General features: G+C 69.5%; 22 protein-coding genes. 1 reads left to right on the top strand and 21 read right to left on the bottom strand.

Annotation, left to right across the window (positions count from 1 at the left end; translation table 11 throughout):
- The first annotated feature begins 231 nt into the window (after positions 1–231).
- Positions 232–942, top strand: coding sequence for a GntR family transcriptional regulator (locus A3M1_RS0109880; protein ID WP_018388803.1), 711 nt, complete (start codon positions 232–234; stop codon positions 940–942).
- Positions 943–954: 12 nt separating this feature from the next.
- On the opposite strand, the gene A3M1_RS0109875 is transcribed toward A3M1_RS0109880, so the two are convergent.
- The 21 genes from A3M1_RS0109875 to A3M1_RS0109775 form a co-directional block, all read right to left on the bottom strand.
- Positions 955–1,737 (bottom strand): enoyl-CoA hydratase, encoded by a 783-nt coding sequence (locus A3M1_RS0109875; RefSeq protein ID WP_018388802.1) that lies wholly within the window; start codon positions 1,735–1,737, stop codon positions 955–957.
- The gene (locus A3M1_RS0109870; RefSeq protein ID WP_018388801.1) at positions 1,737–2,924 is read right to left on the bottom strand and encodes a CaiB/BaiF CoA-transferase family protein; all 1,188 of its coding nucleotides are present in this window, start codon (positions 2,922–2,924) and stop codon (positions 1,737–1,739) included. Before A3M1_RS0109870 ends, A3M1_RS0109875 begins: the two co-directional genes overlap by 1 nt.
- A 244-nt stretch (positions 2,925–3,168) precedes the next feature.
- Complete coding sequence (locus A3M1_RS0109865; RefSeq protein WP_245261625.1) at positions 3,169–3,954, bottom strand: GntR family transcriptional regulator; 786 nt, start codon at positions 3,952–3,954, stop codon at positions 3,169–3,171.
- Positions 3,955–4,085: 131 nt separating this feature from the next.
- Positions 4,086–5,597, bottom strand: a complete 1,512-nt coding sequence (locus tag A3M1_RS0109860; protein ID WP_018388799.1) for an NAD-dependent succinate-semialdehyde dehydrogenase — start codon at positions 5,595–5,597, stop codon at positions 4,086–4,088.
- A 15-nt stretch (positions 5,598–5,612) separates the two neighbouring features.
- Positions 5,613–6,836 (bottom strand): iron-containing alcohol dehydrogenase, encoded by a 1,224-nt coding sequence (locus A3M1_RS0109855; protein WP_018388798.1) that lies wholly within the window; start codon positions 6,834–6,836, stop codon positions 5,613–5,615.
- Between the two features lie 77 nt (positions 6,837–6,913).
- Positions 6,914–8,443, bottom strand: a complete 1,530-nt coding sequence (locus A3M1_RS0109850; protein WP_018388797.1) for a tripartite tricarboxylate transporter permease — start codon at positions 8,441–8,443, stop codon at positions 6,914–6,916.
- 28 nt (positions 8,444–8,471) lie between these two features.
- Positions 8,472–9,002, bottom strand: coding sequence for a tripartite tricarboxylate transporter TctB family protein (locus tag A3M1_RS0109845; protein ID WP_018388796.1), 531 nt, complete (start codon positions 9,000–9,002; stop codon positions 8,472–8,474).
- A 223-nt stretch (positions 9,003–9,225) separates the two neighbouring features.
- The gene (locus A3M1_RS0109840) at positions 9,226–10,263 is read right to left on the bottom strand and encodes a tripartite tricarboxylate transporter substrate binding protein (protein WP_018388795.1); all 1,038 of its coding nucleotides are present in this window, start codon (positions 10,261–10,263) and stop codon (positions 9,226–9,228) included.
- A 672-nt stretch (positions 10,264–10,935) separates the two neighbouring features.
- Positions 10,936–11,652 (bottom strand): transcriptional regulator NanR, encoded by a 717-nt coding sequence (gene nanR, locus A3M1_RS0109835; protein WP_018388794.1) that lies wholly within the window; start codon positions 11,650–11,652, stop codon positions 10,936–10,938.
- A 75-nt stretch (positions 11,653–11,727) separates the two neighbouring features.
- A complete protein-coding gene (locus A3M1_RS0109830; RefSeq protein WP_018388793.1) occupies positions 11,728–12,594 on the bottom strand; it encodes an efflux RND transporter periplasmic adaptor subunit in 867 nt (288 codons plus the stop codon).
- The gene (locus A3M1_RS0109825) at positions 12,591–12,824 is read right to left on the bottom strand and encodes a DUF1656 domain-containing protein (protein WP_018388792.1); all 234 of its coding nucleotides are present in this window, start codon (positions 12,822–12,824) and stop codon (positions 12,591–12,593) included. The genes A3M1_RS0109830 and A3M1_RS0109825 overlap by 4 nt, the downstream gene beginning before the upstream one ends.
- Complete coding sequence (locus A3M1_RS0109820; RefSeq protein ID WP_018388791.1) at positions 12,824–14,980, bottom strand: FUSC family protein; 2,157 nt, start codon at positions 14,978–14,980, stop codon at positions 12,824–12,826. Before A3M1_RS0109820 ends, A3M1_RS0109825 begins: the two co-directional genes overlap by 1 nt.
- 96 nt (positions 14,981–15,076) lie before the next feature.
- Positions 15,077–16,066 (bottom strand): dihydroxyacetone kinase subunit DhaK, encoded by a 990-nt coding sequence (locus tag A3M1_RS0109815; protein ID WP_018388790.1) that lies wholly within the window; start codon positions 16,064–16,066, stop codon positions 15,077–15,079.
- Positions 16,067–16,174: 108 nt separating this feature from the next.
- Positions 16,175–16,585, bottom strand: a complete 411-nt coding sequence (locus A3M1_RS0109810) for a hypothetical protein (RefSeq protein ID WP_018388789.1) — start codon at positions 16,583–16,585, stop codon at positions 16,175–16,177.
- Positions 16,586–16,587: 2 nt separating this feature from the next.
- The gene (locus A3M1_RS0109805) at positions 16,588–18,312 is read right to left on the bottom strand and encodes a putative PEP-binding protein (protein WP_018388788.1); all 1,725 of its coding nucleotides are present in this window, start codon (positions 18,310–18,312) and stop codon (positions 16,588–16,590) included.
- Positions 18,296–18,643 carry an HPr family phosphocarrier protein gene (locus A3M1_RS0109800; RefSeq protein WP_018388787.1) on the bottom strand — a complete coding sequence of 116 codons (348 nt, stop codon included), beginning with the start codon at positions 18,641–18,643 and terminating at the stop codon, positions 18,296–18,298. The genes A3M1_RS0109805 and A3M1_RS0109800 overlap by 17 nt, the downstream gene beginning before the upstream one ends.
- Positions 18,643–19,044 carry a dihydroxyacetone kinase phosphoryl donor subunit DhaM gene (gene dhaM / locus A3M1_RS0109795; protein ID WP_018388786.1) on the bottom strand — a complete coding sequence of 134 codons (402 nt, stop codon included), beginning with the start codon at positions 19,042–19,044 and terminating at the stop codon, positions 18,643–18,645. The genes A3M1_RS0109800 and dhaM overlap by 1 nt, the downstream gene beginning before the upstream one ends.
- A complete protein-coding gene (gene dhaL / locus A3M1_RS0109790) occupies positions 19,041–19,655 on the bottom strand; it encodes a dihydroxyacetone kinase subunit DhaL (RefSeq protein WP_018388785.1) in 615 nt (204 codons plus the stop codon). The genes dhaM and dhaL overlap by 4 nt, the downstream gene beginning before the upstream one ends.
- Before the next feature lie 5 nt (positions 19,656–19,660).
- Complete coding sequence (locus A3M1_RS0109785) at positions 19,661–21,295, bottom strand: dihydroxyacetone kinase subunit DhaK (RefSeq protein ID WP_018388784.1); 1,635 nt, start codon at positions 21,293–21,295, stop codon at positions 19,661–19,663.
- A gap of 64 nt (positions 21,296–21,359) precedes the next feature.
- Positions 21,360–22,376: an ABC transporter ATP-binding protein gene (locus tag A3M1_RS0109780; RefSeq protein WP_018388783.1), complete on the bottom strand. Its 1,017-nt coding sequence runs from the start codon at positions 22,374–22,376 to the stop codon at positions 21,360–21,362.
- Positions 22,369–23,481 (bottom strand): ABC transporter ATP-binding protein, encoded by a 1,113-nt coding sequence (locus A3M1_RS0109775; RefSeq protein WP_018388782.1) that lies wholly within the window; start codon positions 23,479–23,481, stop codon positions 22,369–22,371. Before A3M1_RS0109775 ends, A3M1_RS0109780 begins: the two co-directional genes overlap by 8 nt.
- Positions 23,482–23,485 lie beyond the last annotated feature (4 nt).

The raw sequence follows: 23,485 nt of genomic DNA, 5'->3' as shown, positions 1-23,485 counted from the left end.
CGCGGCGGCGCCGGGGGACGACAAGGAAACCGCGCGCCCCGGGCCGTCGAGGCCCGGATGCATGCAAGCGCAGGACGGCGCCCGCAGCAGCGGCGCCTCGCCCTCGGCATTTCCTCGCGTTCCGGCGCCTCTTGCACGGGCCTTCGTGAACTCGTGACACATATTGCATGCAATCATACGCAGAAATCAACCCGTCTGGACCGAGATTGCCGAATGTGCCACGATGTTTGCATGCAATACGCGCCCGACGCCGCCACCCCACAGCCAGTCCCAGAGACCCGCAGCCTGCGCGGGCGCAGCGCCGCCCATGTCGCCGAGCGCATCCGCGAGCGCATCCTGTCCGGCGAATTGCCGCCGGGCGAGCGGCTGTCCGAGCGTAGCCTGACCGAGGGGCTGGGCGTCACCCGCACGCCGCTGCGCGAGGCGTTCAAGATTCTGGAGGCCGAGGGGCTGCTCGCCATCGTGCCCAATCGCGGGGCGCAGGTGGTCGAGCTGTCGCCGGCCGATGTCGATATGGCGATGGAACTGCTCGCCGGGCTGGAAAGCGTGGCGGCGGAGCTGGCCTGCGCGCGCGGCACGGTCCAGCAGTTAGCCGAAGTGGCCCGGCTGCACGCCCGCATGGTCGCCTGCCAGCAGGCGGGGGATCTGGTCGGCTATTTCCGCGTCAACCAGGACATCCACCAGCACATTGTCGACTGCGCCGACAATCCCGCGCTGTCGCGGGTCTACCGCACGGAGAGCGCGCGGGTGCGGCTCTATCGCTTCGCCGGCAACCGGGTGAGCGCGCGCTGGAGCCGCGCTGTCATGGAGCATGAGCAGATTCTCACCGCCCTGCAGCAGCGGCAGGGGCCGCTGCTGCGCGAATTGCTGCGCGCCCACCACCTCAATGGCTGGCGCGTCACCCGCAAGGTGCTGGAGAACGAAGTCCAGCCGGACCTGTAAGCGCGGCCGCGCTCAGCTGCCGGTCCAGTTCGGCACCGCCTTGGTCTTGGCCAGGAAATTCTCGACGCCCCGGCGGAAATCGGCGCTGCCATAGACTTCCTCGACGATCGCCTCGATATCCGGCAGCGTGCCCAGCGCCATCAGGCGGATCGTCTCCTTGCTGGCCCGCGTCGTCAGCGGTGCGTTTTCCGCCGCCCGCGTGGTCAGCGCCGCGATCTCGGCGTCCATCGCCGCCGGCTCGACGATCTTCAGCAGGAAGCCCTTATCGAGCATTTCCTGCGCGGTGATGATCTCGCCCAGCAGCACCATCCGCTTGGCGATGCCGACACTCACCGCCCCGCCGATCCGCGCCATGGAGAGCGCCGAGAGGCAATTGCCCAGCGTGCGGCCGATCGGCGAGCCGAAACGCGCGCCTGGCGTGGCGAGGCGGAAATCGCAGGCAGAGGCGATGTTGAGCCCGCCGCCCACCGCCCAGCCATCGACCACGGCAAAGGTCGTCACCGGAATGGCGTCCACCGCCGCCATGCATTCGTCGATGCGGTGCTCATAGGCGATGCCGTCGGCACCGCTGGTGAATGTGGTGAAGCCGGATATGTCGGTGCCGGAGACGAAGGCCTTGCCGCCGACGCCGCGAAACACCGCCGCCCGGATCGAGGAATCCGCCGCGATTCGCAGCGCCGCATCGCGCAGGCCGAGCCACATGTCGGTGGTCAGCGCATTGTGCGCCTCGGGGTTGTTGAAGCGGACGAAGGCGACGTCGCCCTCGCGGTCGAAATTGATGCGCGGGCCGCTCATCACACGGTCTCCTTCGTGGTCGACGGCTTCAGCAGCCCCTTCTCCACCAGCTCGCGGCGGATGTCGGCGCCATGCTCGTCCAGCAGCGGCGGCGGCAGGCGGATTTCCTGCGGCGTCGCGCTCATCTTCACCGGGAAGCCGAGCGCGCGGAATTCGCCCTCCACCGGGTGCGGCACCATCTGCACCATCTCGCGGGCCACCGCCTGCTCGCTGGCAACCGCCTCGCCATAGTCGAGGATCGGCGCGGTCGGCACGCCGGCTTGCGTGAGCGCGTCGATCCACTCTTCGCGGGTGCGGGTGAGGAAAGTCGGCGCCAGTTCTTCCATCAGCTGCAGCCGGTTGGTCACGCGCGCCGCATTGGTGGCAAAGCGCGGGTCGTCCTGCAGTTCCGTGCGACCCAGCACCTTGAGGAAGGTGATCCACAGGCCCTGATTGGCGGCGCCGATGACGAACCAGCCATCGGAGGCTTCCACCGCCTGATAGGGCGCCGACATGCGGTTGGCCGAGCCGATCGGGGTGGGGGACTTGCCGGTGCCCCACAATTCGGTGGTCTCCCAGATCGAGAGCGCCAGCGCCGCCTCGAACAGCGAGGCGTCGATATGCTGGCCCTCGCCGCTGGTCTGCCGGCCGATCACCGCGCTGAGAATGGCATAGGCGCTGAACAGGCCGGCGCCGAGATCGGCCACGGCGATGGAATTCTTTGCCGGCTCCATATCCGGGAAACCATTGGAGCTGAGAATGCCGGACACCGCCTGCGCGATCAAATCGAAGCCGGGCCGCTGCGACCACGGCCCCGTCTGGCCGAAGCCGGAAATGCTGGCATAGACGAGGCGCGGGTTGATCGCCTTCAAGGTCGGGTAGTCCATGCCGAGCCGGCCGGCGACGCCGGGGCGGGCATTCTCCACCAGCACGTCGGCGGTCTTGACCAGCGCGTAGAGCACCTCGCGGTCCTCGGGCGACTTCAGGTCCAGCGTGATCGAGCGCTTGTTGCGGTTGAGCGCCAGAAAACCCGGGCTGTCGCTGCCCTTGAGCCGGAAGCCCATGGAATGGCGGGTGGAGTCACCCGTGCCGGGCGGCTCGATCTTGATGACATCGGCGCCCATATCCGCCAGCAGCATGCAGCAGAAGGGCCCCGCCATCACCTGCGAGATGTCGAGCACGCGAATGCCTTGCAGGGGCAGCGCCATCAGAATTTCCTCCCGTTTCGAGTGTTCTCGGCCCGCGCCTTGGCGGCGCCTGTCGCCGGACGGCCTGCTATTGGGTGCCGCCAGCGCTTCTGGCGGCGGGCAACGGGGCCGGCATCGAGCCCGACCCCACGCCGCGCGCGGCGCCGGTCCGCAGTGCCGCGTTCATATATCCTATATGATTTACCGGCGCCGCGAGGGCCTGTCAAACCCGCCGCGCCGGAGAGTGCCGCCGTGAAGGCCGGCCTCAGCGCCGGCGCGAACGGCCGCGCCGCGTCGGCCCGTCGGGCGTGGGCGGCGTCTGCGCCGCCGTGAGGCGTTCGCGCTCCTCCAGCACCACATTCATCCGCCCGCGCGAGGCTTCCAGATGCGCCCGCATCGCCCGCTCCGCCGCTACCGGGTCGCGCGCCAGCAGGGCGGATATGATCGCCTCGTGCTCCTGCACCGCCTTGTCGGTGGCGTTGGTCTTGAACAGGAAGCGGAAGATGTGGAGATGGGCATGCAGCCCCTCCACCGTCTCGGCGATGAAGCGGTTGCCGCTCGCCGCCGCCACCAGATGGTGCAGCCTGGCGTCGCCCTCGGCGAACTGGGCATAGGCCAGCTCGTTGCCGGTCTGCGCGCTCGACATCTCCCCGGCAAGGCCGGCGAGGCGCGACAGCGCGGCATCGTCCGCTTTCTGCGCCGCGAACGCCGCCGCCGCCGGCTCGATCAGCAGCCGCAGCTCGAACAGGTCGTGCACTTCCCGCCGGGTCAGCAGCTCGGCGGCGCGGAAGCCGACATTGGGGATCTTGTAGGCGAGCTTCTGCGCTTCCAGCAGCGTCAGTGCCTCGCGGATCGGGGTCTGGGAAATGTCCAGCTGCCGCGCCAGCGCCTCGATGCCGATATGCGCGCCGGGAGCGATCTTCATCGTCACCAGCATGGAGAGCAGCTGCTCGTAGGCCAGTTCCACCAGCGACTGCGGATAGGCCGGCCGCCGCTCGTCGAGTGTGACCAGCCGCGCGAAGGACAGCGGCTCCTGATTGTTGGCAGCCATGAGAATCGAACCCAAACCCCGGATGATATAAGATATAGGTTTTCATCTTTCCAACCAAGCCGGCCACGCCCTCACGCGGCTGCCTCCGGGCGGGCGGCGGGCTCCGTGGGGGCCGCCCGCCCGGAGGGCCTTCACCAGTTGACCGCGATATACTTGGCCTCGGTGAATTCCAGCAGGCCGTGATGGGCGCCCTCGCGCCCGAGCCCGCTCTGCTTGACGCCGCCGAACGGGGCGGCCGGATCGGAGACGAGGCCGCGATTGAGCGCCACCATGCCGTAGTCCAGCCGCTCGGCCAGCTGCAGGCCGCGCTTCATGTTCTCGGTGTAGACATAGGCGGCGAGGCCATATTCGGTGTCGTTGGCCATCCGCACCGCGTCCTCGACATCGGTGAACTTCACCACCGCCGCCACCGGGCCGAAGATTTCCTCGCGCAGCAAATCGGCATCGAGCGACACATCGGCCAGCACCGAGGGCGGATAGAAGAAGCCCGCCCCCTCAGGCGTCTTGCCACCGAGCCGCACGCTGGCGCCCTTGGCCACCGCGTCGTTTACCAGCGTCTCGATCTTGTCGATGGCGGCGCGGTTGATCATCGCGCCGCACTGGCTGGCGGTGTCGGTGCCGGCGCCCATCTTCAGCGCGCCCATCTTCTCCACCAGCTTCTCAACGAAGGCGGGGTAGATGCCTTCCTGCACATAAAACCGGTTGGCGGCGGTGCAGGCCTCGCCGGCATTGCGCATCTTGGCGATCATCGCGCCGTCAATGGCGGCGTCGAGATCGGCGTCATCAAGCACCAGGAACGGCGCGTTGCCGCCAAGTTCCATCGAGCAGTTGATGACATTGTAGGAGGCCTCGCGCAGCAGGATGCGCCCGACCTCGGTGGAGCCGGTGAAGGAGAGCTTGCGGGTGCGCCGGTCGCGCAGGATGGCGCGGCACACGCCGGCGGGGTCGGAGGTGTTGATGATGTTGACCACGCCCGCCGGCACGCCGGCCTGGCGCAAAATCTCGCCCACCGCCAGCGCGGTCAGCGGCGTCTCTTCCGCCGGCTTGAGGATGCAGGTGCAGCCCGCCGCCAACGCCGGGGCGATCTTGCGGGTGGCCATCGCGGCGGGGAAGTTCCACGGCGTGATCAGCAGCGAGACGCCGATCGGCTGATACTGCACCATGATGCGGTTGCCGCCGGCCGGGGCGACGGAGATGTCGCCATTGATGCGCACCGCCTCCTCCGCGTACCAGCGGAAGAACTCGGCGGCATAGAGCACCTCGCCGCGCGCGTCCGGCAGCGCCTTGCCGTTCTCCAGCGCGATCAGCTGGGCCAGCCAGTCGACATTATCGACAATGGCCTGGAAACAGCGCTGCAGGATCACGGCGCGGGCGCGCGGCGGGGTCGCGGCCCAGCCGGCGGCCGCCGCTTCGGCGGCATTCAGCGCCGCCATGCCGTCGGCGATGGTGGCATCCGCCACCGAGGTCAGCACCCCACCCGTCGCCGGGTCGAGAATGTCGATACGCTGGCCGCCCGAACCGGGCACCCAGGCCTCACCGACCAGGAGATCGGTCGGCACCGGGAAGGCCGCCGCCTCGAAGCCGGGAACGAGATAGGTGTTGCCGGCCGCCTGGACCGTCGCGCCTGAAGTGGTGAGGGTCATCGCTTATATCCCGTGTCAGAGGTCGCGCAGAGCGGCGCGTTCGCCTGAGAAGGCGGCCTGGGTGATGTTCAGCATGGCGGCAAGGTCGAGCGGGCGCGGGTTGTTCTTCACCAGCCGCTCCGCCTTCAGCGCGCCGGCGGCCACGTCCTGCTGGTGGTCGGCACCAAGGCCGAGCGCCTCCAGGGAGCGCGGAATGCCGATTTCCGCGAACAGCTTGGCCACCTCGTCGATGAACAGCTGCGAGCGTGCCTCCACGCCCATGCTGGCGTGGCCGAGGCCGACCACCTCGGCCAGCTCGGCAAAGGCTTCCGGGTTAGCGGAGCGGTTGAACTGCATGACATAGGGCAGCAGCGTTCCCACCCCGTCGCCATGCGAGGTGTGGGTGATGTTGCCCACCGGGTATTGCAGCGCATGCGCCGCCGCCGTGCCGGAGGTGCCGAAGGCGCAGCCGGCGGCGAGCGAGGCCAGCATCAGCCCCTCGCGCGCCTCGACATCGCTGCCGTCGGTGCAGGCGCGGGCGAGATAGCGGAACACATTCACCACGGCCAGCTTGGCGAAATGGTCGGAAAGCAGGTTCTTGCCGATGAACACATGCTGCTCGGTCAGCAGCGGCTCGGCCGGGCGGGTCTTGCTGGTGAAGCCTTCCACCGCATGGGCGAGCGCATCGGCGCCGGAGCAGGCGGTCAGCCCCTTCGGGCAGGTCATGGTCAGCTCGGGGTCGCACACCGCCATGTGCGGAATGATGTAGGGGCTGGCAATGCCGATCTTGGTGCCACGCCCGCTGTCGAGGATGACGGCGACCGGCGTCACTTCCGAGCCGGTGCCCGCCGTGGTCGGCACGGCGATCAGCGGCAGCACCGGGCCGGGCACGGCGAACTCGCCATAATAGGCGCTGGCCTCGCCGCCATGGGTGAGCAGCACCGAGACCACCTTGGCCATGTCGATGCAGCTGCCGCCGCCAATGCCGATGATGCTGTCCGGCTTGAAATCGCCGATGCCGGCGACGCAGTCCTGGATCGATTCGATCGGCAGGTCGGGGATGGTGCCGTCATAGACCCTCGCCTCGACCCCATGGGCGGCGAGGTCCGCCAGCAGGTCGGCGAGCACCGGCAGCTGCGCCAGCCGCGCGTCGGTGCATACCAGCGTGCGGGCGCCGATGCGGGCGGCGGCGGCGCCGATGACGTGGCGTTGGCCGCTTCCGAAAAGGATGGTGTGGGGCAGGCGCAGGGCTCCGAACATGGCGGCTCTCACTGGCTAATGGTTACTTATTACCTCTTGAAACATACGCCGGACGGACCGCCGCATCTCTGCGAGGCCTAGGGTCGGGAGGTCTGGCCGGCGTCGGTGCTGTCCCCGCGCCGGAACAGCGCGCCGAACAGCGTCGTGAGCAGCGGCAGCGACAGCAGCAGGATACCGATCCCCATCATGGTGGCGACGAGCGAACCCTCGAAGAACACGCTGAGCGAGCCGCCGGAGGACAGCATGGACTGGCGGAAGGCGTCCTCCGCCTTGTCGCCCAGCACCACTGCCAGCACGAAGGGTGCGAGCGGGTAGTCGAGCTTCTTGAACACATAGCCGACGAGGCCGAAGGCCAGCGCCACCCAGATGTCGAACATGTGGTTGGAGACGGTATAGGCGCCGATCAGGCAGACGATGGCGATAAGCGGGCCGACCACGGTGAAGGGCGCGCGCAGGATCCAGGCGAAGATCGGCACGGTGGCGAGCACCAGCACCACGGCGATGACATTGCCCAGATACATCGAGGCGATGAGGCCCCAGACGAAGTCCGGCCGGGTGGTGAACAGCATCGGCCCGGGCGAGAGGCCCCAGATCATCAGCCCGCCCATCATCACAGCCGCCGTCGCCGAGCCCGGCACGCCGAGCGCCAGCATCGGCAGCAGGGCGCAGGAGCCGGCGGAATGGTCGGCCGTCTCGGGGGCGACGATGCCCTCGGGCTCGCCCTTGCCGAAATACTTGCCGCGACGGGAGAAGCGGCGGCCGAGCGCATAGCTCATGAAGGAGGCGGCGGTCGGCCCGCCGGGGGTGATGCCCATCCAGCAGCCGATCAGCGCGCTGCGCAGCAGCGTCACCCAGTAGCGCGGCAGCTCGGCCAGGGTGCGCACGATCACCCGCAGGCTGAGCTTGGCCTTCACCCCGTCGAACTTGTAGCCCTCGTCGATGGTGAGCAGCAATTCGCCGATGCCGAACAGGCCGATGACGACGATGAGGAAGGAAATGCCGTTGGTGAGCTGGGTGATGCCGAAGGTCAGCCGCCCCTCGCCCGAGATCGTGTCCATGCCCACCGTACCGACGGCGAGGCCCAGCATGATGCAGACCAGCGTCTTGAAGGGCGAGCCGCCCGCCATGCCGATGAAGCTGGCAAAGGCCATGAAATAGACGGCGAAATATTCTGGCGACCCGAACTGCAGCGCGAAATTCGCCACCCAGCCGGACAGCAGCGTGATCACCACGACGCCGACCATGGCGCCGAAGCCGGCGGAACCGAAGGCGAGAGTGAGCGCACGCACCGCCTCGCCCTGCTTGGCCATCGGGTGGCCGTCAAATGTGGTGGCGACGGAGGAAGGCTCGCCGGGAATGTTGAACAGGATGGACGTCGTCGAACCGCCGAACAGCGCGCCCCAATACATCGAGGTGAGCAGGATGATCGCCGCGATCGGGTCCATGGTGAAGGTCAGCGGCAGCAGCAGCGACACGCCGTTCGGCGCGCCGAGCCCCGGCAGCACGCCGACGACGAGGCCGAGCAGGACGCCGATCACCATGATCATCACGTGATGCACGGTGAGGGCGACGACGAACCCGTCCATCAATTGCCCGAAATTGCCCATGGCGCTTCCTCAGTCCGTTCTTGTTTTTTCAGTAGATGCCGAAATATTCGAGGATCGGTCCCTTCAGCAGCGGGACCATGAACAGCTTCTCGAACACGACGAAATTGACCGCGATCACCAGCAGCGCGGCGGCAAGGCTGGTCAGCGTGCGGAACCCGGCGGAAACACGCATCGTGTAGAAGATGTACAGCCCCATGCCGATATAGAGGCCGAGCCAGGCCGAGAGCGCCGTCATCGCCACGATCGGCAGCACGAAGGCCACCAGCAGCCGCAGCCGCGTGCCGTCGATGAACGGCTCCTCCGGCACGGCGCCTGCGCCGGCGCCGGCAGAATGCCCGCCGGCGGGGTGCGCGCCGGCATGTTTCCAGAAGGTCTGCACCAGGGTGGCGAGGCTGCCGATCAGGATCAGGCAGCCAATGCCGAAGGGGAAATAGCCGGGCTCGGGCCCGCCCGGCCCCCAGCCAATGCCGTTCTCCGTCGAGCCGTAGCAGATCAGTGCGCCGACACTGCCGGTCAGCACTGCCGTCGCCACTTCCATGGTCTTGCGGGAAATTTCCATCGCCTACACTCCGCGGGAGCCCGGGGCATCGGCACACGCCGACGCCCCGTCTCGCCCCACCCGGCACCGGCCGCAACCGGCGCCTGTCTGGTCCGTCACTCGCGCCGGGCATACCCGGCGCATGGCGTCACTGGCGCCGGGCATACCCGGCGCATGGCGTCACTGGCGCCGGGCATACCCGGCGCATGGCGTCACTGGCGCCGGCCCAGGCCGGCGCGTGGCGTCACTGGCTGGCGGGCAGCAGCCAGTTATTGTCGGCGTAGATCTTCTCGTAGTTCTTGGTCTGCTCGGCGAGGAAGGTCTTCAGCTCGTCGCCGGCCATGAACTTGGTGATCTGGACGTTGCGGGTCGTGTAGTCCTTGAATTCCGGCGTATCCATCGCCTTCTTCATCAGGTCGGTGTAGTAGGCCACCGCTTCGGGCGGCACGTCGGCGGCCATCCATACGGTGCGCGGCTGCACGAAGTCCTTCACGTCGATTCCCGCCTCGACGCAGGTCGGGATGTCGGCCCAGCTCATGCCGTCGGCGACCACGGTCTTGTCGGTGAGGCGGGCGGAGGTGAAGACGCAGAGCGGCTTCTGGTTGCCGGCCTTCCACTGCTCCAGGCTCTCGCTCGGATTATTGGTGTTGGCCTCGATATGGCCGCCTGCGACCTGGATCGCGGCTTCGCTGCCGGACTTGTAGGGGATATAGGCGAGGTCGATGCCGGCGGCGCGCTCGACCAGCGTCACCACGGTCTCGTCGGCGTCCTTGGCCTTGGCGCCGGCAACGCGGACCTTGCCGGGGTTTTCCTTCGCCTTGGCGACGAATTCCTGCGCGGTGTTGATGCCCGAGGCCTTGGGGTTCGACCACAGGATGAACACGTCGAACACCATGGACGCGACAGGCGTCAGGTCCTTCATGGAGTAGTTCACCTTGGTGCCGAGCGGCAGCACATAGGCGTCCTGGGTGCCGAAATAGACCTTGTAGGGGCTGCCGACATTATCCTCGGCGTAGTTGAACGCCTCCGAGCCCGAGCCGCCCGGCTTGTTGACGACGATGAGCGGGGTTTCGACCAGCTTGTTCTTGGTCAGCGCCGCCTGCACCACGCGGGTGAAGATGTCGGAGCCGCCGCCCGGGCCGGCGGAAACCACCAGCTCGACGGGACGGTTCGGCTTCCATTCCGCCAGCGCCGCCGTGGCGCCGGTGAGGCCGACGGCGAGCGCCGACGCGGTGAGAACGCTCGCGGTGAGAACACCCTTGCGGAGCGAAGTGATCTGCATGTCGTTTCCTCCCAGTTGCCTGCGGCAGCGCGGCCTCTCGCCGCCCGCCTCCGGGCAATCATTGCGATGTGACGGGCGCGCCTGTGCCGGCGGCCTTCTTGTTGCTGTTGCCTCGCAGCCGGCGGCGGAGAGGGCCGCGCCGCGTCGAGGGAAGGATCGGCCGTCCGCACGCGAAGGCGCATGGAACGGGAAGGCGAGCGTTGAGCCAGCCTTGGGCGCGCCGCCGGACGAAGGCCCGGTCGCGGGGTGGCAAACCCGCCAGCGCACCAAATCATATATCATCTATGATATTGTAAGAAGCAAAGATCAAGCATCTTTTGTCTGGCGCCGCAGCTAAACGTTCATCTCCTGCGCGGAAGGGCGCCCCTCTGCGGGCACGGCCGGGCGAAGGCACGTCCCGGCGCGCGTCCGGCGCGCCCAGCCCGTGTGCCGGCCCTTCGCCGCCGCACGCACTCTCGTCGCCGGGGGCGATGTCGCACGCCCACGGCCAGCGCGACGCAGCCGCCGCGACGGTGCGAGCCCCGCCGCGCGCGCGGCAGGCCTCGCCATCCGGAAGCGATGCTAAGCGTAGCTGGTATGATAGGTCAATAGGTGGCTAGGGCACCCCGATCAGATTGCCCATCTGATCGGTAAATCGCCCTCTCATTTTCGGAGAGAGCACGCGCCGCCGGTTCACCCGGCCGGGCGGTCGCGGTCCCAATACAGCGCCGCCACCGATTCCAGATGGGCGCGCATTGCCGTTTCCGCCGCGTCGGGGTCATGCGCGGCGATGGCGTCGTAAATGCGCTCATGGAAGGCGAGCGCCATTTCCTTTGCCTGCGCGACCTTCAGCGTCACGCTGCGCTGCTCGGACAGCCATTGCACCACCGCGCGGTGGACGCCGTCGAACAGCGGGTTTTGCGAAACCAGCACGATCTCATAGTGAAAGGCGATGTCGGAGGCCTCGAACGCCGCCATGTCGCCAAGGTCGCGCCGGTTGCGGGCGAGCGCGTCGCCGATGCGGGCAATGTCGGCCGGGCTGGCCTCGCGCGCGGCATGGCGGGTCAGCGCCATTTCCAGATGCAGGCGCGCGTTCTGGAAATGCCGCATGCCGGCGGGGTGGGCGAGATAGGAGCGCACCGAGGCCGACAATTCCTGGATGAAGTGCTTCGGGTCCGGCCGCACCACCCGCGCCCGCTCGCCATTGGCGATCGACACCAGCCCGGCTTTCTGCAGCGACATCAGCGCCTCGCGGATCGCCGGCCGCCCGACCTTGAACTGCTCCATCAGCTCGCGCTCGGAGGGCAGCACGTCGCCCTCGCCCAGTGTGCCGTCGAGCATCAGTTGCTGCAGGCGTTCAGCCACATCCTCATAGATGCGACGGCGGCGGATCGGTTCGATATCGAGCACGGCGACTCCCCTGGCTGGTATGAAAGGATCACCGGCCCGGCCGAACTGTCAACCGCAAGATGCCCTGCTACGATCTTACCGTATCTTTGGCTGCACCACGACCGTGGCGGAGAGGCCCGACACCAGCCGCACGCCGGGCGGCAGCGGGCCGAGCTTGATCCGCACCGGAATGCGCTGGGCCAGTCGGATCCAGTCGAAATTGGGGTTCACCTGCGCCAGCAGCCCCTCGCCGGGAATGGCGATGGCGCGGCTCAGCCCCTCGACCACGCCGTCGATCACCACCCCGCCGGCCATCAGCTCCACCCGGGCCGGGTCGCCGTCGCGGATGGCGGGCAGCTTGGTCTCCATGAAATAGGCGTAGACATAGAAGGAATGGCTGTCGACCAGCGCCAGCATGCCCTCGCCGACGCGGGCATAGTCGCCGGCATCGACATTGAAATTGGTGATGTAGCCATCGGTCGGCGCGCGCACGCGGGAGCGGTCGAGATTGATCTGCGCCGTGGCCAGCGCCGCCTGCGCGGCGTCGAGTTCCGCCTGCGCCTCGGCGGCGGTGGAAGCGGTGAGTTCGACCGTCTGCGCCGCGATCGCGTCGGCATCGGCGCGCTCCAGATTGGCATCGCGCCGGGCGGTGTCGCGGGCATAGTCCAGCGCCTGCTGCTTCAGCGCGACATCCGCCTGCGCCTGCTGCAAGGCGGCGGTGAAGCGCTTCTGGTCGATGACGAACAGCACGTCGCCCTTCTGCACCAGCTGGTTGTCGCGCACATTCACCGTGTCGACGAGGCCGGAGACATCGGGCGCGATCTCCACCACCTGCGCCAGCACCCGCGCGTCGCGGGTCCAGGGCGAGACGGTGTAGTAGAGCCACAGCCGCCAGCCGACAAAGACCGCCGCCAATGTGGCGAGCAGCGTGACGCCCACGCGCAGCACGGAGCCGATGTTCATCGCAGGATCTCCCCCAGCGCCGGCAGCAGGAAGATGACCACGCCGAACAGGATGATGTAGAGCGCCGCGTCGAACAGCGGCTTGTGCCAGACAAAACGATAGAACCCGGCCCGCGCCAGGCCCCGGCGCAGCAGCAGATAGGGCACCAGCGCCACCAGCGCCCACAGCAGAGCGGGCGGAAAATAGATCCCGAACGCCGCCGGGGTGAGGAATGGCAGGGCGGTGTCCATCAATCCTCCCCAAAGGCGTGCAGGAAGAACGCCCGGTCGATGTCGAAACGGTCGGCGATAAAGCGCAGCGACGCCCCGGCGCGCAGATTCAGCCCCGCCGCCGGCGAGCCGGGCGGCAGATCGCGCCCGGCGTCGCGCCCGGCCAGCGCCGCCGCGCGCGCCTCCGCCGCCGCCGCGTCGACACGGGCCGGCAGCGCCGGGCCGGCTTCGGGCAACGCCTCCAGCTGCGCGGCGAAGCGGTCGAGGAAGCCGGCAACCAGGGCGCGCGTGCCCTCCGCCAGATCAGGTGCCGCCAGCAGCCGGTGCAGGCGGCCGAGTTCCAGCGCCGTCGAGGCCGCGCCCAGTGTGCCGCGCAGGAACTCGTCCTCGCCCGGTCGGTCGAGCGCGAGGCGCGGCAGCAGCTCGGCCAGCCCCCCGACGATCTCGCGCAGGATCACCCGCTCATGGCGCACGCCCCGCGCCGCCTGCGGCAGCCGCTCGCCCAGCGTCTGCACCCAGAGCCGCCGGCGCGAGCCGCGCGAGGTCACGGGCAAGAGGTTCAGCAGCACCAGCGCCAGACCCATGCCGAACAGGGTCGACAGCGCCGCGTTGAAGAACCCGGCCTCATCAGGCAGGAACACATTGCCGGTGCCGATCTCGGCGACGAAGAAGCCGCCGAAGGCGATGCCCGGCCAGGCGAGCTGCGGCGTGCCCGCCATCAGCCCGGCCGGGAACAGCGCCAGCATCAAAAACAGCGCCAGCGCCTCGAAGCCCTCGATGCGCGGCAGCACCAGCACCATGGCGAGGAACGCCGCCGCCATGCCGAGCGCGGTCCACAGCAGGAAGGCGAAGCCGAGCGGCCCGGGCCGGTCCTGGTTGACCGAGAAGAACAGCAGCACGGCGAGGCCCGAGGCGGCGTTGAAACCGTCGGTCCACTCCGTGGCCGCCCAGAAGCCGCACATCAGCGCCAGGACCAGCCCGGCGCGCAGCCCGGCGAGCCCCGCTTCCCGCCGCTGCTCGGGGGAAGGCCCCACCGGCTTCAGCGGCGCGCGGGCGAGGCCCCGCGCCGGGCGCAGGCTCGCCGCCTCGCTCACCATCACCATGGAGAGCCCGTGCAGCAAATCCCCCGCCCGCCGCAGGATCAGCACCCCATCCGCCAGCGGCACGAAGGGCACGCGCCCGGCCATCGCCTCCAGATCGGCCCGTGCGGTGTCGAGCGCGACCCGGGCGGCGAGAAGATCGGACCGCACCCGGCGCGGATCATGAAACGCCGAGGGATCGCCGGCGAGCCGCTCCAGCCGCGCGGAGACGTCCGCCATCGCCGGGCGCAGCCGGTCCGCCACCACGCCCGCCCCTTCCACCTGGAAATCGTCGAGCCGCACATAGAGCCCGCGCGCCACCGCCAGCACGCGCAGGAACTCGCGGGTCATGCGGCGCAGCCCCGCGTCGCTGGCGCGCATGTCAGGCGCCTCGAACACGGTGTAGGAGCGCAGCGCATCGAACGTCACCACCCCCGCCACCATCTCCCGGCGCAGCGCCGCGAAGGTGGCGGGCGGCGTGCGCGGCTGAAGCGCCACCGCGCCATAATGGCAGAGCCGGCCGAACAGCGTCGCCAGCTGGCGGCGCAGCACGTCGCCGGCATAGACCGGAAACACCACCACGCTCACCGCCGTGATGCAGGCGATGCCGATGATGATCTCCGCCGTGCGGTCAAAGGCGATGTGCCAGGCCCCGGTCGGCGCGAACGCCCCTTCCAGCCCCACCAGCAGCGCGGTGTAGCCGGCGAGCAGGAAGCTGTAGGCGGCATAGTTGCGCCGCTGCGCCGCCAGGGTGAAACACAGGCCGAGCCAGAGCGCGAGGGAGCCCACCAGCGGCAGCGGCGCCTGCGACCACAGGCCGAGAATCACCAGCCCCGCCGCCGCCCCGCCCAGCGTGCCGACGACGCGGTAGGCGCCCTTGGCCACGGCGGCGCCGGCGGTCGGCTGCGCCAGCAGATAGACGGTGAGCGCCGCCCATTGCGGGTCCTGCAGCTCCAGCCAATAGGCGGCGGCAAGCGCCATCACCGCAGCGGCAGCGGTGCGCAGGGAAAAGGCGACATTGCGCCAGCCGAAATCGACCGGAACCGCCTTGCGAACGCTCTTCCAGAAGGTCGGGAAAGCGGTGCCGGCCGTGTTCATGGGGCTCCGTGGCGTCGGAAGAAAAAGCCGGGGCGCCCGGCGCGGGACCTTAGCAACAGCCCGCCCCGCCACGCAATGGCGCGCCCCGGCCGGCCCTCACCAGACCAGGGTCGGCGTCGCCACCGGCGCGCACCAGAGGGCGAACTCCTCCGGCGTCAGCAGGGCCAGCGTCACCGAGAGCCCCGCCATGTCGAGCGAGGTGACGAAGGTGCCGACCAGCGCCCGCGCCGGCACGATGCCGTGCGGACGCAGGAAGGCGCGGGTCAAATTGTGGGCGAGGTGCAGCTCGATCGGCGGGGTGCCGCCAAAGCCGTTGACGATCAGCAGCGGGCAGGCCTCCGCCAGCGGCGAAAGCTGCGCCAGCACCGGCTCGCACAGCAGCCGCACAATCTCCTCCGGTCCGGCGCGCCCGGTGCGGTAGAGCCCGGGCTCGCCATGAATGCCGACGCCGATCTCCATCTCGTCCGGCCCCAGCGCGAAGGTCTCGCGGCCATTGTCGGGAAGGCTGACGCCGCGCAGGGCGACGCCCATGCTGCGCACCCGGCCGGAAAGCCCCTCGCCCAGCGCCTTCAGCCCGGCGAGGTCGTCACCCCGCTCCGCCGCCGCGCCGAGCAGCTTTTCCACCACCACCGTGCCGGCGACCCCGCGCCGCCCCCGGCTGCGGACGGAAGGGCCATAGGCGGCATCGTCCTCGACGATCACCGTTTCGATGCGGTGCCGGCCGGCGGCCATTTCCGCCGCCATCTCGAAGTTCATCACGTCGCCATCATAGTTCTTCACCACCAGCAGGCAGCCGGCACCGGTGTCGGTCTCGTCCATGGCGGCGAGGATCTGGTCGGGGGTCGGCGAGGTGAACACATGGCCGGTGCAGGCGGCATCCAGCATGCCGGCGCCGATGAAGCCGCAATGCAGCGGCTCATGCCCGGCCCCGCCGCCTGAGATCACCGCCACCTTGCCGGGGGTGAGCCGGCGGCGGCGCACGAATTTGCCCTCAACGCCAAAGGCGACGAGGTCCTCATGCGCGGCGACGAAACCGGCGAGGCTCTGCGCCGCCGCCGTATCGGCGGCGTGGAGGAACCGCGTCATCCGATGGCCCCCGAACGCGCCCTCTTCCGCGCCATACGCCGCCCCCTCTGCCGCACCCGCTCAGCCCCGCCGGCCGGGAGTGGGCGCGCCGCTGTTCCTCGCGTGCATTCAATCGCCTCCATTCACCAGCGCCGCCATCTTAGCCACGAAGTCGGCGAGGGCATCGTCAAAGCTGCGGTTCTTCTTCTCGTCGCCGAAATCCGGCACCATCAGCGCCAGGGTCCGCATCGCCGCGCCGCCGCCGACCTCGGGCAGCCGGCCTGGATGGGCGGCCTCATAGGCGGCGAGAAAGCGCTCCTGCTCGGCCGGGCTGAAATGGCACACCCGCAAAATGGTCGGCAGATGCCGGGCCGGCAGCGGCGTGTCGTAGCTCGGGCTTGTGACCTGGGTCACGAAGCTGCGGTGCTTGCCCAAAGCCGCCGCCAGCCGCTGGCGCGTGCCGGAAGGCCGGTTGTCGAGAATGCCGGCGAGCAGGGTTTTATAGGCGATCACCGCCTCGTCACTGGTCTCGCGCGCCATGCCTAGGCCTGCCCCGTCGCAGGATCGGGAAAGCCGGTGCCCCGCGCCGGCGGCGGGACAGTTGCGGCCAGCGCCGCGCGCAGGGCGGGAAGCCGCCTCGGGGCGACGGAAAGCCCGTGCAGGCCGAGCGCGCGCAGGCGTCCGGCCGCCGCCGGTTCGGCGGCGAGATCGCCGCACAGCGACACCGGGCGGCCGAGCGCGCGGGCGGCGGTGCAGATCTGGTCCAGCAGCCGGAACAACGCCGTCTCCGCTCCCGCATAGAGCGGCGCCACGGCAGGATTGTCGCGCGCCGCCGCTGCGAGATACTGCATCAAATCGTTGCTGCCCACGGAAAAGAAGGCGGCCTGCCCGAACAGGTCGAGTGTCAGCGCGGCCGCCGGCACCTCCACCATGATGCCGAGCGGCGGGCGCCGGCCCTCGATTGCCTGTCGCGCCAGCCGCGCCGCCTCCTCGTCGAACAGCGCCGCCATCGCCGCCAGTTCCGCCGGCAGCGTCACCATCGGCAGCAGCACGCTGACCGGGCCCTGCGCCGCCGCGCGGATCAGCGCCCTCGCCTGGATGCGGGCGAGATCGGGATGGGCGAGCAGAAAGCGCACCCCGCGCAGGCCGAGCATGCCGGCCGGGTCGCCCTCGGTGAGGCCCGCCAGCGCCTTGTCGCCGCCGAGATCGAACATGCGCAGCGTCACCGGCTTGCCGGCGAGCGCCTCGAGGAGGCGGCGGTAGACCGCCAGATGCCGCTCCTCGCTCAGCGCCTCGGCCGCGCTGGTGAGCATGAACTCGGTCCGCACCAGCCCGACCCCGTCCACCTCGGCCGGATCGAGCGTGTCGAGATCGGCCAGCGTATCGAGATTGGCGAGCAGCAGGGGCGTTTCGCCCCCGCCGGCAGCAGCGGAGAACGGCGCCGCGCCGGCGGCGGCGTGCGGAGCGGGGGCAAGGGGGGCTTGGCGAGGGAGCGCCGCCGCCGGGCCCGCCTCGGCAAGAAGCCGTGCCTCGGGCAGAAGCCGCGCCTCGGGGTTAAGGCGGGCCAGCCCCTGCGTGCCGTCCACCAGCAGCGTCTCGCCCGTCTCGCCCGGCAGCGCCCCGAGGCCGACCACCATCGGCACGCCGCGCGCCCGCGCCAGCAGCGCGACATGGCTTGCCGTGCTGCCGGCGCCAAGCGCGATGGCGCCGCCGCTCGACCAGTCATGGGCGAGAAAGACGCTCGGCGGCATGTCGCGCCCGACATAGACCGCGCCGGGCGGAAAGTCGGCACGAATGCGCCCGGCCAGCGCGTCGAGCACCCGGTGCTGCAGGTCCATCAGGTCGACCGCGCGCAGGGCGAAGGGATCGACCTCGGACCCATCGTCCTGATTGGCCTCACTGCACTGACTGGCGCTCTCACTGCACTGACTGGCCATCGCGTCGATCTGATCGTTCAGCGCCGCGGCGAAGGCCAGCGCCGCCCCCTCGCCCCGGTCGATACGGGCCAGGGCCGGGGCGAGAAGCTCGCCATCAAGCAGCAGCTCGATCTGGAAATCGAGGATGCCGGCGCTCTCCGCATCGGCACCGGCCGAGAGCTGGCGCAGCTCGTAAACCGCTCTGTTCACAGCATTGTTCAGCGCCGCACGGGCCTCGGCCCCGCTGCCGGAAAGGCCGGACGGCGCCGGCGGCTCGCCCGCCCGGTGCACCGGGCCGACCGCCCGGCCGGGCGAGGCGGGATGACCGCGAAACTCACGCGGGGCGGCCATCGGCCCGCCCCGGCTTGCGATCCTCGTCGAAATTGCGCCGCACCAGCCCGCTCAGCGCCGCGACCGCCTCCTCCGCCCGCGCGCCCTCAGCGCGAATTCTCATTTTAGTTCCGCGTCTTATGCGGGCGCCGATGATCTTGACGATGCTCTTTCCGTTCAGCCAGTCGCCCGATCCATCCACCGCCACCTCGACAGTGCAGGGGAAGGATTTGGCCAGGCGGGTGAAGGCGACCGAGGGCCGCGCATGCAGCCCAACCCCATGCGTAACCTCAACTTCCGCCTGGCAACGAGGGGCGGAAGGCCGCCCGAGGAGGGGAGCGGGCTCGGCCATCACGCGGACAACTCTTCCGCCGTCGCCACCACCCGCGCCAATGGGGAGCCGCCGGAAGCCTCCGCCGCCGCGACCACCGCGCCCTCCACCAGCGGCGCGTTGCAGATGGCGACCTTGGCCGCCCGCGCCGGCCCAAGCATCTCCACCGCCATCTCGCTATTGGTTTCCGCCCCGCCGAGATCGACGAAAATGGCGACGCCGGCCTCGGACCACGCCGCCTCGATCGCTACCGAAATACCGACGACATGGGTGCCCAACCCACCCTCGACATTGCCGCCGGTCCAGGCGAGCGGCACGCAATCGCCCACCATCTGGCGCACCATATCGGCGGCGCCCTGCGCCACCAGCGGCGAGTGCGAGACGATCACGATCCCCACATTGGCGATGCGCGCGGGCGTCATGAGGGGGCATTCTCCTTGAAATACAGACAGATAGTCGTCGTGAGCAGCGCGCAGCTCGACGCGCCGGGGTCTTCATGGCCGATCGAGCGTGCGCCGAGATAGGACGCCCGGCCACGCCGCGCCAGCATCATTTCAGTCGCCTGCGCGGCATTACGGGCGCATTCGGCAATGCGCAGCGGCGCCGCATGTCCCGCGATCTCCGCCTGCACGGGGTAGAGCACATCCAGCAGCGTCTTGTCGCCCGGCCCGGAACGGCCCCGCCGCGCCACCGCCGCCACCGCCTGGGCGAGAATGGCGGCGAAATCGGTCGCGTCGTCACCCGTCGCCAGGCCGCGCCCGAGCTCCATCAGCAGCGTGCCATAGAGCGGCCCGGCGGCGCCGCCGATGCTCATGACCAGCACCAGCCCGATGCGCTCCAGCGCCGCCGGCAGCGGCAGGGCGGAAATGGCGTCGCGCTCGCGATGCACCGCCTCCAGCCCGCGCCGCATATTGGCGCCGTGGTCGCCATCGCCAATGGCGCTGTCGAGCCGGCCGAGACGCTCGCAATGCTGCTCGATCTGCTCACGGCACAGGCCGATGAGGGCCGTGACATCGGCGGCATCAAGCGTCATCGGCCTCAGCCCCGCTCCACCAGCGCCGCGAACACCTTGGCCACAGCCACGGCGCCGGGATCGGGCGAACCCTCCAGATCACGCGCGGCGACATAGGCCGCCCGCCCGGCCCGCGCCTGCACCATAGCCTTGGTCGCTTCGGCCCCTGAGGCGGCAGCGGCTGCGGCAGCCCTGAGATCACCGGCGGCAAGCGCCCTGAGGGCGGGATCGAGCGCATCGATCATGGTGCGGTCGCCCAGCGCGGCGCCGCCATAGAACACCATCCGTTCTAGGCCGGCGAGCAGGGCCTCGGGCAGCGCCTCCCCCGATGCGCGCGCCTGCGCGGCGGCAGTGAAGAAGATGGAGAGCAGCACCCCGCTCGACCCGCCCATGGCGGTACCGAGTTCGGCGCCGATGGCCTTGAGCGTAGCGGCAGGATCGGTCAAAGGCAGGCCGGAGAGACGGGCTTCGACGGCGCGGGCGCCGGTCGCGACAGTCGACCCCGTGTCCCCATCGCCAGCGCGGGCGTCGAGCCGGTTGAGTTCCTCCTCCAGCCCGATCAGTGCCGCGCAGGCGGTGCGGATGAGCGCTTCCGCCGCTGCGTCGGTGCTGGCGGGGGATGCCTCGTCGCGCGGCGCGGAAGGCGCGGCCCGGACCTCGACCCGGCCGGGTGCGACCGCCGGGCGCCAGGCCAGCGGCTCGGCCGGGGCGGTCAGCGCCGCTTCGCGCGCGGCGTCGAGCCGGAGATAGGACAGCGAAAAGCCGTTCATGTTCAGCGCCGTCATCAGCGCCGCCGGGCCGATGACCAGCTTCACCCCGCGCCCGAGTTCCGACCCCAGCAGCGCCTCGGCGATCAGGCTCATCTCCAGAGGCGGCACGGCGCCGAGATTGTTGATCAGCAGCGCGTAGTCGGCAGCGGGGTCGAGCCGGGTGGCGAGGCGCTCGCTCATCAGCGCGACGATCGCACCGGCCGGCTGCAGCGGGATGCGCTCCACCCCCGGCTCGCCATGGATGCCGAGGCCCAGTTCACCCTCTTCTGCGCCGAGCCGCGCCTCGAAGGGCTGGCCGGGGATGGAGCAGGAGGACAGCGACACGCCGAGCGAGGCGATGTCGGCCGCCGCAGCCCGTGCCGCCTCGGCGACGGCGGCGAGGTCCGCGCCTGCCTCGGCGAGATGGCCGGCGATCTTGTGCACGAACAGTGTACCGGCGACGCCGCGCGGCTGGGGAATGTCGGGCAGCGCGATGTCGTCGGCGACGATCGCCATCTCGATCCGATAACCCTCGGCACGGGCGCGCTCGGCGGCGAGGCCGAAATTCAGCCGGTCGCCGGTGTAGTTCTTCACCACCAGCAGGCAGCCGGGCTCGCCCGTCACGGCGCGGATGGCGGTGAGCACCGCCTCGACACTGGGCGAAGCGAAAATTTCGCCGGAGACGGCGGCGGTCAGCAGTCCCTTGCCGACGAAGCCGGCATGCGAGGGCTCGTGCCCGGCGCCGCCGCCGGAGACGACGGCGACCTTGGACTTGTCCCAGTCGGCGCGCAGCACAACCTTGATGTCGGGATAGGTGTCGAGCCGCGCCAGCCGGCCGGGCGGCGTCGTTCGCAGGAGACCGTCCAGCGCCTCGGTAACGATGCTGTCTCGCCGGTTGAAGAAATGTTTCATGGCTGCCTTCCCATCCGTTCGACGCGACATCAGGCGCGTGACCGTTCGTCCTCACGCGTGTCCGCTACACAAGTCTCTGGCCGTCCTGCCCGAAATAGAGCGGGTTCCGCAATGACAGGCTGATCCGGTCGCCGGGAGACACCGCCACGTCGGGGTCGGCGAGCGTCACCAGCTTCTGCTCGCCCAGCTTGATGTGCAGGTGGTTCTGGTCGCCGAGATGCTCGATCCAGTCGACCCGCGCATTGCCGCCCTCCTCCCGCGCCAGGGCGATGTGCTCGGTACGCGCGCCGATCGTCGTCGTTCCCGGCGGCGCCGGCACATCCGGCAGCAGGCCGACCGGCAGCAGATTGATGTGTGGCTGGCCGAGCCGGGCTGCCACGTGGAGATTGGCCGGGTCGGCATAGATCTCGCGCGGTGTGCCGATCTGCACCAGCCGCCCCTCGGCGAGGATGCCGATGCGGTCCGCCATGGTCATCGCCTCGATCTGGTCGTGGGTGACATAGAGCAGCGTCGCGCCCAGGTCCTTCTGGATGCGCTTCAATTCCAGCCGCAATTCGCCGCGCAGCTTGGCGTCGAGCGAGGAGAGCGGCTCGTCCATGAGATAGATGGAAGGCCGACGCACCAGTGCCCGGCCGATGGCGACGCGCTGCATCTCGCCGCCGGAGAGGCGGGTGGAGCGGTTTTCCAGCTTGTGGTCGATGCGGACCATCTTCGCCACCTCCCGCACCCGCGCGTCGATGGCGGCGGCCTCCATGCGCCGTGCCGGGGAGCGCAGCGGGAAGGCCAGATTCTCGTAGACGGTGAGGTGTGGGTAGAGGGAGTATTGCTGGAACACGAAGGCGACGTCGCGGCTCGCCGGCGCCAGATCCGCCATCGGCCGTCCGCCAATGCTGACCGTGCCGGCATCGGGCGTCTCCAGACCGGCGATGAGGCGAAGCGTGGTGGTCTTTCCGGCGCCGGTGGGGCCGAGCAGAACCACGAACTCCCCATCCGCGATAGCGAGATCGATGCCATCGACGGCGCGCTTGGCCCCGCCTTTGCCGAAGCTCTTGGTGATGCCCTTGAGCGTCACGTCAGCCATGGCGGGCCTCCTGGCGCAACGCGCCCTCGTGCAGGACGGAAGGAATCACCCGGCCGGAGCCGGCGTCGAACAGCGACAGCCGCTGGCTCTTGAAGGTGAGGCCGACCGGTTCTCCGATCCGGTAGCTGTGCTCGGCTGGCAGCCGGGCACGCACCAGCCCGCCCTCGATCTCCACCGTCACGATCTGGTTGGTCCCGAGATATTCGCTGCCATAAATCGCCCCGCGCAGCGGCGAGCTTTCCGAGAACCGGACATGCTCGGGCCGCACTCCCAGCGCCAGTGCGCCGGGCGCCACATCCCTGCGCAGTTCGGGCATTTCCACCTCCGCCGCGCCGATGCGCGCCGCACGCGCGCCCTTTTGCAGGCCGGCGGTAAAGCGGATGAAGTTCATCGGCGGCGACCCGATGAAGTCGGCGACATACATGGAGGCTGGGCGGTCATAGATTTCCTGCGGCGTGCCGAACTGCTCGATGACGCCATGGTTCATCACCGCGATCTTGTCGGCCATCGCCATCGCCTCGATCTGGTCATGGGTGACATAGACCGTGGTGGCATGGATGCGGTTGTGCAGCTCGCGCAGCTCGCGCACCATCACCTCGCGGAATTCGGCATCGAGCGTGCCGAGCGGCTCATCCATCAGGAAGCACATCGGCCGCCGCACGATCGCCCGGCCCAGCGCCACGCGCTGGCGATCGCCGCCGGCGAGGCCCGACACGGGACGGTCGAGAATGTGATCGATCTGCAGCAGGCGCGCCGTCTCCTCCACCCGCGCCTTGATCTCCGCCTTCGGCACGCCCTGGGCGAGCAGCGGGAAGCCTATATTCTTGCGCACATTCATATGCGGGTAGAGGGCAAAGAGCTGGAACACGAAGGCGATGTCGCGCTCGCTGGCCCGCTTGTAGGTCACATCCTCGCCGCCAAGGCGGATGGCGCCGCCGGTCGGCAGTTCCAGCCCGGCGATCATGCGCAGCGTGGTGGTCTTGCCGCAGCCCGAAGGGCCCAGCAAGGCGAGAAACTCGCCGTCCTCGACGGTGAAGCTCGAATCCTGCACGGCGACGAACTCGCCGAACGCCTTGCGCAGATGCTCGACCCTGATCTCGGCCATGCGC

Origin of the sequence: Ancylobacter sp. FA202 (genome assembly GCF_000380205.1) — a bacterium.
GTDB lineage: Bacteria > Pseudomonadota > Alphaproteobacteria > Rhizobiales > Xanthobacteraceae > Ancylobacter.
The sequence above is the reverse complement of the archived record's forward strand: the minus strand, read 5'-3'. Positions and strand labels throughout refer to the sequence as shown.